Origin of the sequence: uncultured Bacteroides sp. (assembly GCF_902491285.1) — a bacterium.
Taxonomy (GTDB): domain Bacteria; phylum Bacteroidota; class Bacteroidia; order Bacteroidales; family Bacteroidaceae; genus Bacteroides.
In genome coordinates, this window is sequence record NZ_CABUHK010000026.1 from 52,858 (window position 1) to 61,385 (window position 8,528).

11 protein-coding genes and 1 pseudogene are annotated in these 8,528 nt (G+C 39.0%); all 12 read right to left on the reverse strand.

Annotated elements, in window-relative coordinates; translation table 11 throughout:
• Positions 1–3: 3 nt before the first annotated feature.
• The gene (locus RDN93_RS09105) at positions 4–705 is read right to left on the reverse strand and encodes a 7-cyano-7-deazaguanine synthase (RefSeq protein WP_308745214.1); all 702 of its coding nucleotides are present in this window, start codon (positions 703–705) and stop codon (positions 4–6) included.
• Entirely contained in the window at positions 686–1,429 is a 744-nt protein-coding gene (locus tag RDN93_RS09110) for a hypothetical protein (protein WP_308745215.1), read from the reverse strand. The genes RDN93_RS09105 and RDN93_RS09110 overlap by 20 nt, the downstream gene beginning before the upstream one ends.
• Positions 1,426–1,917 (reverse strand): hypothetical protein, encoded by a 492-nt coding sequence (locus RDN93_RS09115; RefSeq protein WP_308745227.1) that lies wholly within the window; start codon positions 1,915–1,917, stop codon positions 1,426–1,428. The genes RDN93_RS09110 and RDN93_RS09115 overlap by 4 nt, the downstream gene beginning before the upstream one ends.
• A 16-nt stretch (positions 1,918–1,933) precedes the next feature.
• Positions 1,934–2,497, reverse strand: a complete 564-nt coding sequence (locus RDN93_RS09120) for a hypothetical protein (protein WP_308745216.1) — start codon at positions 2,495–2,497, stop codon at positions 1,934–1,936.
• A gap of 90 nt (positions 2,498–2,587) precedes the next feature.
• A complete protein-coding gene (locus tag RDN93_RS09125; RefSeq protein WP_308745217.1) occupies positions 2,588–2,845 on the reverse strand; it encodes a hypothetical protein in 258 nt (85 codons plus the stop codon).
• Complete coding sequence (locus RDN93_RS09130) at positions 2,836–3,243, reverse strand: ASCH domain-containing protein (RefSeq protein WP_308745218.1); 408 nt, start codon at positions 3,241–3,243, stop codon at positions 2,836–2,838. The genes RDN93_RS09125 and RDN93_RS09130 overlap by 10 nt, the downstream gene beginning before the upstream one ends.
• The gene (locus RDN93_RS09135) at positions 3,233–3,940 is read right to left on the reverse strand and encodes a hypothetical protein (protein WP_308745219.1); all 708 of its coding nucleotides are present in this window, start codon (positions 3,938–3,940) and stop codon (positions 3,233–3,235) included. The genes RDN93_RS09130 and RDN93_RS09135 overlap by 11 nt, the downstream gene beginning before the upstream one ends.
• Positions 3,930–4,823: a DUF4373 domain-containing protein gene (locus tag RDN93_RS09140; RefSeq protein ID WP_308745220.1), complete on the reverse strand. Its 894-nt coding sequence runs from the start codon at positions 4,821–4,823 to the stop codon at positions 3,930–3,932. Before RDN93_RS09140 ends, RDN93_RS09135 begins: the two co-directional genes overlap by 11 nt.
• Positions 4,824–4,835: 12 nt before the next feature.
• The gene (locus tag RDN93_RS09145) at positions 4,836–6,119 is read right to left on the reverse strand and encodes a PcfJ domain-containing protein (RefSeq protein ID WP_308745221.1); all 1,284 of its coding nucleotides are present in this window, start codon (positions 6,117–6,119) and stop codon (positions 4,836–4,838) included.
• Positions 6,116–6,508, reverse strand: coding sequence for a Cas9 inhibitor AcrIIA9 family protein (locus RDN93_RS09150; RefSeq protein WP_308745222.1), 393 nt, complete (start codon positions 6,506–6,508; stop codon positions 6,116–6,118). Before RDN93_RS09150 ends, RDN93_RS09145 begins: the two co-directional genes overlap by 4 nt.
• 4 nt (positions 6,509–6,512) lie before the next feature.
• The gene (dnaN, locus tag RDN93_RS09155) at positions 6,513–7,628 is read right to left on the reverse strand and encodes a DNA polymerase III subunit beta (protein ID WP_308745224.1); all 1,116 of its coding nucleotides are present in this window, start codon (positions 7,626–7,628) and stop codon (positions 6,513–6,515) included.
• A 166-nt stretch (positions 7,629–7,794) separates the two neighbouring features.
• A pseudogene (locus tag RDN93_RS09160) lies at positions 7,795–8,528 on the reverse strand (phage integrase SAM-like domain-containing protein); the annotation flags it as partial.

Genomic DNA, 8,528 nt, shown 5'->3' on the forward strand with positions numbered 1-8,528 from the left:
TAACTATTTATAAATTGATAATACTTGCTTTATTTCTTCTTCTTCCTGCTTACGCCCATAATATCCGGATTCAATTAAAGGAAGAACCTCTCGTTTGATATAAGTGATATTCTTTGCGACCACTTCTTCTGTGAAAGGATAACCATTTAGAGCAAAAGCTATAAACTTCCGGAAACAAGGCTTGCAACTCCAGCACTCTTTACCACCTTCCGGAGAATAGCAGCTAAAGGAAGAAGTAAAAGCGTCTTCAATATTGCCTCCTTGTTCTATGAAGATTCTGATAAGCTCTGTCTTGGTGTATCTCTTGAAATCAAGATTTATTCTAATTTTCCTTTCCACCGTCCAATGCTGCTTTTGATATAGATAGTTTAGAAGCTGTTCATAAATATCGGCAAATACCGGAGACTTATCAAGAACTCTATCCCCGGCAGTAGCACCTAAGCAGATTTCATTTCCATAATTGGAAGCAATGCCAATTAGGTACATATTCCGTAATGGAATTATCTTATCTTCTCTTTCCCATTTGGAAAGGTCTAACTTATCAATGATTACATCACTGGGAAGGCGCTTTATCTCCTCTTGTGAGTACTTTGTATTCATATCTACATATAGTTTTATATCTGGCTTCCAAATCTTGTCTATAAGCCAGCTATCCATACCACCAGAATACAGGAGGACTTTATTGTTATAAGAATTGTTTTGCATACTGTTGAAATTTTATCCATTCATTGAAATTGTGACGATTTACCAAATCGTGATTGACTGCCCGCATACCTGCGGGGGGATTACGAAAAACCATTTTATTGTCTTTAAACTCGTAAATCTGACCATATCTAGCACCGGATAACCATGTTGTACTATCGACGCTATCAAAGTTCAAAAAAGTAAGATACTTTGTACTAGTAAAACCAAGTCCATGAATATGGGCATTTGCCTTGTGGGCTTGGTCGATGAACCATTTCAAAATCATAGGATTCTGCCTAATACGCCGCCCTTCCTCCATAGCTGAAGTTGTACCGATAGCAACATAGCTATAGTCTTCGCACATTTGGAGGAAATAATCTTTCCCTCTACTTGCGTGCCAAACAGGAATAGGTTGCCGCCCCGTTCTGTCTTCCAGATAACGACGGTAATATTCGACCTTCTCCAAGCCAACTACAACATCAATATCAAGTTCAAAGAACTTCTGGATATTGTTCTGAATAATGAAGTTCGCGTACTTTTTTACGTAAGTATTCCAATCAAAGTTATTGTTCTTGCCGGAGAACGCAGAGAAAGCGCCACTGTCAAGTATATGCTTTTCTTGTCTTACATATTCACCATACTTGCCGGATTTATGTTCCCAAAATGAACTAAGAAGATAAATATCGCTTGTGTCAATCTTCCATCTTCTTGCACTTGATTTATAACCTGCCAGATATAGTATCATACTGCTATGGCTTTACCGCAATGCGGGCAGATAATGGCGTTCTTTTGTTTCTCCGTTTTATCAGCCCCTATAAAGAAGCTGTCTATATCGGCAGGGATATCATCAAAAGGAATACTCATATTCCAGTCGCCGAGTTTATCAATACCAAAATCTTCGACAATAGCGGAAAAGTTAAAACGAGAGGTATCGGAAGTATGATTATCTGCTAGAGCTAGCAGTTTTCTCTTTTCATCTTCCGTAGATAAGTCTTTGCGCTTAATAACAATAAGCTCCGTACCGTCAGACTCAACAATACGCACTTTGAGTCCTAACTTTTGAGCTTCCTCATACACGCCGTTTCCTGCGATTAACACATTATCGCGGTCGGCCAACACTGACCGACCGGCTCCACACTCAACCAGGCTTTTGTGGATAAGCCGCTTGTTTTCGTCCCCATGGATACGATAGTTCCGGGAATCAATCTTAATTTCTTCTACTTTTTCTTCCATGACCAAGGAATTTCAACTAAAATATAGACTCCCCGGCTATTTTCTTTCTAATAAGTTCCTGCACTCCGTTATAAATCTCATATAGTTGCTTCAATGTCTCTGGGCCTTCCCATTCTGAAAAATTTCCGTCCTGGAAGAAATGAAACTCAAAGACACGAGCTGCTACCGGACCTAAATCAAGGCTTTCAAACGTTTCTCTTACTAAATGCAGTTTATCCAGTATTTCAACGTTTCTGTCTTCTGACTCATCCGGAATATCCTCAATATCCAACCTGGAATAATCTACATTACCATCCGCAGGCAAAGGCTTATACTTGTTTCGGTATTGAGAGGTCGGAGAAGATGCGTTTAGCTTTATCATCTTCAACACAAAGAAATCAAGCTCTGTGTAGCCATTTTTTTTCGTTTCAAACAACTTATCCAACAACTTGCTTTTCTTTTGAAGGAGCGAACAAATGACCTCATTCAAGACGTCTGTCGCTTCATCTGAAATGCCAGCAAGCCCACAATGATACAAAGAGTAATCAAGCCAACGCTCGTAGCGCTTAGTTATATATTTATTTACTGATTCACTTGCCATAAGCACAAAGATTCTATATATTTACTGTTCCTAATAGCAATACAAGCTTTGTGCTTATTAGAGTGGCCGGCGGTGGTACGCTGGCCGCTTTCATTTTGGGATATCATTCAACTGTTTTATCATTTCATCGGCAATCATAACTGAGACATTAGCAATAATTTTAGGCCCTTCATCGGATACACCTGTAACAACAGAAGAATTACTCAAAATTGCTTTCATTGCTTCGATAGCAATCTTTTCCTTTTTCTCTCTTACAACTTCTCTGTATTGCCAACACTTAGAGAAATCTCCATTGGCAAGATATCCACAGCCTGTCTTTGATGAACATTTATCACAATCTATAAACATACCACTTCCTCCCAGTCATAATTCCATAATCCTAACTTACCTTTCACGTTCTCAATAGGCTTCTCAAAGAGAATAGGATTAGCGAGTACCCAGTGATAAACGCCATTATCCGCCCAGATGGATGGATGGTTTTGCACACAGTCTACAATCTCCACACTACCGATGATGGAGCCAAAAGGCATATTTCCAAACATGGTTTCTTTAGCTATTGTAGCAAATGCTGCCTTTGTCTGCGCATCAGTCAGGTCAACGCTAAATTTTCTACCATGGGAACCGGAAGCATGAATAAGGATACGTCCACGGAAATTTGTTCGCCAACTTCGGTTCTCAATATCTTTGATACCATGAACAATCAGTGATGCCCACGGCTGTTTTACTGTCAATACTTTAACTCTCATTTTCTTTACTCTTAGCAATGTTATAATTACACAAATACATCCCAATATCTTTTTCAGCCACATCTGCAGCAGGAATCTTTTCGCCGTAAATTGTATGTAGGGCTTCGTTGTCGCCCTTCCATGCCTTCCAAAGTACTTCCGGGGTATATTTCTCCGGAAGGTGCGGAAAGAACTTCAGGAAGGCATCGAAACTCTGCATAGCTTCTTCTCTAGCAATTTGAATACCTTTTGCCCCCAGGACAATATCTTTGGTAAGTGTTTCAGAACGGGAGTATCCCTTCTCTGTATCTTGGCGTATCTTTGCACTTTCCTTGCGTTCGATTTCACGACGCCTGTCTTTGCAAAAATCGGCAAGCGCTACCATGATTGCCTGATTATTAATCTTCGAACCCCAAACGAACTGCCCGCGGCTACCGTTCTTTAGCTGACTAAAAAAAATACATAACTCGGCTAGATTCAAATACCAATAGCTGGATAGTATCGACAGAGCCGTTTCCGCTAGCTGTGCATCTGTTAATTCAACACCGGCATATCTCAACACTGACTTCAAATGCTCAGTGATAATCTCTACCGATACCGAATTACTGAAGCTCCTGTTTACATCTGCTAGAGTCGGTATATCCCCAGCATTAGCCACGTCATACAATGAGACATTACAGTTTAACTGTGCGATTGTCCCACTCCATTCAGCGACCAATTGAGAGGCTGTCGATCCAGTCTGTAAGGCCCGTTGTATCGGAGTTAACTCCTTTCGGGTTATTGTCTCCTGGACTATCTGCGACGGGCTTAGTACTACCTGTATCCCTGCTTTTATTAGTTCTCCGTTCATCTTTCTTGTTTTTAAGTTCAATTTTTAGCCAACTAGCAAAATGAGACATTGCATCTTTAGGAGATTTTGTTGTCTCGCCTTTGTTTTGTTGCTCCATGAAAAACTGCTCGAGATACCTGTAAAATGTTTCTAAAGTGAAATCAGGGTTGCCGGAAGAACGAGTATTCATCGTTACAGTTTCCGCCCATGACCGATTTGATTTCAGTTCAGTATAACAGTCGTCTAAAGTCTTATCGAAAAAGCTATCTTCTGGGAATAGTCCTCCCATGCGCGCGTATGAGGGAGAAGATTTTCTTTTATTTCCTTTACTTTGTTCATTATCATCTACATTTATTGAGTTATTGGAGTCATTAATCGAGTTATTGGCGTCATTAATCCAATAATCAGAGATAATCTCAACATCTTTTCTTTTGGAAGTGCAACTTTTAAATCGATTTTGAATACCATGCGAAGACAAAATATGGAACTTATTATACAGGGTATTATCGAATAATTCTACTTGCAGGGCTTTCTTTACAACTTCACTTACAGCGCCCTCGGATACCCCGACTATATCAGCAATATCAAAAGGCATTTCTTTATCCCACACGATGTAATACCCTTTGTCTTTGTAGATATTACATAGCAGGCAAATTAGTATAGTGACGGAATTCGGACCACAAGCATTTATTATCTTGCGTACTTTTCTGTCAGATAAGAAATCTGTATCTAATGGAAAATAATCTAGTCCCTGTTTTAATGGTCTTGCCATATTTGGGTTTCTTTATGCCGTCAGCTTCTGACGTATTAAATTCATATTCTTCTTCACAAGGCCGATGATACGTTCATGATACTCTGTATCTTGATTGCAGACGCCACGAGACTGAACAATACTGAATGTTTTCAAATTAATCTCTATAGTCTCAATATGTTTCTTGCCGATTCGAGCAGAAAGAATAAGCGAATCCTTTTTCTTAAAATACTCATTCGTAAAGACGCAATGATGCATTATAGTACCTTCTTCTTGGAACTCCTCAATACTTTTTAGAGGAACCACGAGTATCTTACCATCAGACAACTTCAAGTCGAAAAACCTCGACTTTTCTTTTATATAGTTTTCAGCATCCTTCTTTAGTTTAAGCAGGTGTTGCATATCCCTTGCCTTACGTTCTTTTTCGTCGTCACGCTTTTTTCTTTCCACATACAGGTCATGAGCTTTTTTCAGATTCTTAGGACAAACGTAATGAGCGTTATGCAAATCTTTATGATAGCGATCTAGTAGTTCCAGATAATCAAACCACATCGAAACATCTTTAATCCGATATTTATTGCGAAGGCAAATTTTTATAGATGGCCAATACATATCAATCTTGTAACGGTGTCCATTCCAATAATCTAGCAACTCGTATCGTCTCGCTTTTAGAAGCGTTTCAGCTCTGGGGTTATGAGGTATCGAATTGATAGCTGTAAGAAACGATATGCCCCGTAGTCTATAATCTATTCCCATGCGTATATACTCAAGTTTAAAGATAGAGTCCGGATGATATCTATCGCAGTAAACATCATTATCAAAGCTGTTGTAATACGACCCAACAACCTTATTACGTATCTCCAGTTCTCCACACCAGCCACAATATCCCGTATTATTAGCACGAGCTACTACTTCCCGATTACCATCGTCCCTTATCCAATGCTGTAATATCTCCTGAATAAAATAACGAGGTGCTTCATTCTCCCGATAGTAAGCGTATATTTCAAAATTTCGGATAACTTGGAATTCTTCACAAATCTCCGCTTTGGCAATATACATCGTCTGTTTGTCTGTACGCTTCCTTGATTGTTCTATCTTCAAGGATGCACCACAATGAGGACAAACAGCACGTTTACGCTTTACAAGTTCCGGAGAGAAGCGCTGTCCGCACTCCATACAGATAACACGCGACTTGGTTGCATATCCCTTATGTTCCAGGCAGTCAACCTTTGCCCAGTCAATTAGTATATTATCTATTTTGGGTAGCCGGTTACTTAAACCTGCTACTCTAACCTGTAATTTCGTTCTTGGTCTCATAGGTCTTCAAATAATAAAAATTGCCCTGATGGTATTTCTGTTTTCTTCCCTTTATGCTTATTAGGGGAAGAAGCCGGCTTTTTAGTTTCCGGCTGTTCTGTAGCTGCTTCTTTTTTCACACTCATATCTGATACCTTGTAATTGGTTTGATTATTAACTTTGATATCATCTTCATCGTAGTAATGGACCGCTAACCCGAACACTTCATCGTCAGACATACATACAGCATTACCACCGCGTTTTCTTGCTTCGCCTATAATGTAATTACAACATTCATCTATATTCTTGTTTGGCTTCGCAAAAGAGGCAACAAAGAGAGAGTCTCTCTTTGCTCGTTCCTCCAGGTATGATTGAATAACCTGTTCAAATGATTGATTCTCTTTTCCCATAGCATTAATAATTAATTGATAAAGGCATTAGTAGATAAGTAAGGCTACGAACTTCTTCATCGCAACGGGTAAAAATGGAAGCACTAGACGGATTAGTCATAGTAATAGCAATATCCTCCGAAGGGATGCTATTTACCATTTCAATCAGGAAGCTGCTTTTAAAACCAATTTCTACATCACAACCAGACTGCAGAGTTACAATTTCTTCAGCGGACTTACAGAAATTTAAATTATGAGCTGTGATTTTAAGGGAATCCGGACTAAACTTGAGGACTACCAAAGAAGAGCTTTCATCACAGAAAACCGATACGCGTTTTAAGGCTGACACAATGTCAGTCTTCTTTAGTACTGCACGATTTGGTTGTTTTTGAGGAATAACCGCACGATAATTAGGGAATCTCCCTTCAATCATACGACAGATTAACCGGTATGAATCAAATTCGATTAAAATATTGGTTTGATTAACCGATATTTCTACCTGCATACAATCTTCCGGAACGATATTAGAAAGAACCTTAGCAAATTTGCTTGGAAGAATGAAGGCTGCCCGTTCCTTACGTGTATAAGAGTTAGGATTCTCAATCATAGCCAGACGAGTGCCGTCCGTTGCGACAAATGATGTAGATTCCAAACCTATATCGAAATAGACACCGTTCAGTACCGGGCGAAGCTCGTCATTGGCACTACAAAATTGTACTTGTCTTATTCCGTATAATAAATCTGTGCCTGATACAAGAAAAGGTATAGCTGTATTATCCGTATTCATCGCCGGATACTGGTCTCCCTTTTCAATAGGTATTGAGAATTTCCCATTTGCATATTTCACTACTAATTCTTTTTCGTAGATTGTGATAGCTAATGGCTGCTCTGGAATTTCTTTTAATCCGTCTAGTAATGTTTTGGCATTAGCCATAAAAGAACGACTAGTAAAATCCGCTTTACCGTCAATATTAGTAGAGATACGTCCTCCTTCTTCTCCTGCTGTTACTAGAATAATACCAAATTCATCAACAACAAACAAAAAGTTGTCATAGGCAGGTAATGAGTTTTTAGGCTGTATAATTCGCCCGATTGATTTCAGCTTATCTAATAAAGCTGTTTTTGAAACTGTTATTTCCATGCGTCATTGTTTTGCGGCGCATAGCATAAAGAGAAGATTAGTTTCAGTAATAAAAAAGCTATTAAAGCATATATATGCAATAAAAGCCGGATAAAAACATTGTTTTATCCAGCTCAATACCATTCTGTTTGCAAATATAGAGAGAGTTTTTGTATTTGCAAACGTTTCAGTCTTTTTTTTCTTCTTTTTTCTTCAATAAATCCAAAACTGCGCGATTTGCTTTGTCGCAAATACTATAATCTATATCAATGTAGATATCAGCCATTTTATAATCATTGTTCACATGCCCGAGACAGAAATCAATATCCGCTTTCGGTATTCCTGCTTTGTTACGCGCTAAGCTAGCCCAACTATGGCGGGCCCAGTTCGTGGTCACTTTGAAATCAAGGTCTAGATTTGAGCAGATATCTTTTAAGCCTAGATTTATAGCTCGCATAAAATTATTTAGGCTGCAGTAGTTGGTATGAAAGTATGAGAGAAAATAGCCTTCTGTGTATTTGTCTAGCAATACGCGAAGCTCCGGTTCAATCTTGATGGAGAGTGGTACCTGCTCCCGATTTTTTTCTGTATTCGTCTTTGAGCGCTTATATTCCAACCTGCCACGGCGTTCGCACGAAATACTATAGAGGTCGTTAATGTTAACGCCCATCATATAGAACATCATCATAAAGACATCGCGTGCCATATTGGTACGTTTTTTATCAGACTGATAATCCCTAATTTTTAACAACGTACTGGCATCTATATTCTTCCGTTTTCTCCGGTACTCCGGAATTTCAGCCTTTTTAAACGGGTCACCAGGAATCCTTATGATATCAAAGTCCTCATTATTATAGTAGAGTTTAGCTTTGTTGTATAATGCTCTTAAGCCTCTAAGATAATGGCTTATTGTGCCAGGTT

Excerpts from the sequence above, each read along its gene's own strand:
- RDN93_RS09105 (WP_308745214.1), bottom strand. The coding sequence starts at position 705 with ATGCAAAACAATTCTTATAACAATAAAGTCCTCCTGTATTCTGGTGGT.
- RDN93_RS09110 (WP_308745215.1), bottom strand. The coding sequence starts at position 1,429 with ATGATACTATATCTGGCAGGTTATAAATCAAGTGCAAGAAGATGGAAG.
- RDN93_RS09115 (WP_308745227.1), bottom strand. The coding sequence starts at position 1,917 with ATGGAAGAAAAAGTAGAAGAAATTAAGATTGATTCCCGGAACTATCGT.
- RDN93_RS09120 (WP_308745216.1), bottom strand. The coding sequence starts at position 2,497 with ATGGCAAGTGAATCAGTAAATAAATATATAACTAAGCGCTACGAGCGT.
- RDN93_RS09125 (WP_308745217.1), bottom strand. The coding sequence starts at position 2,845 with ATGTTTATAGATTGTGATAAATGTTCATCAAAGACAGGCTGTGGATAT.
- RDN93_RS09130 (WP_308745218.1), bottom strand. The coding sequence starts at position 3,243 with ATGAGAGTTAAAGTATTGACAGTAAAACAGCCGTGGGCATCACTGATT.
- RDN93_RS09140 (WP_308745220.1), bottom strand. The coding sequence starts at position 4,823 with ATGGCAAGACCATTAAAACAGGGACTAGATTATTTTCCATTAGATACA.
- RDN93_RS09145 (WP_308745221.1), bottom strand. The coding sequence starts at position 6,119 with ATGAGACCAAGAACGAAATTACAGGTTAGAGTAGCAGGTTTAAGTAAC.
- RDN93_RS09150 (WP_308745222.1), bottom strand. The coding sequence starts at position 6,508 with ATGGGAAAAGAGAATCAATCATTTGAACAGGTTATTCAATCATACCTG.
- dnaN (WP_308745224.1), bottom strand. The coding sequence starts at position 7,628 with ATGGAAATAACAGTTTCAAAAACAGCTTTATTAGATAAGCTGAAATCA.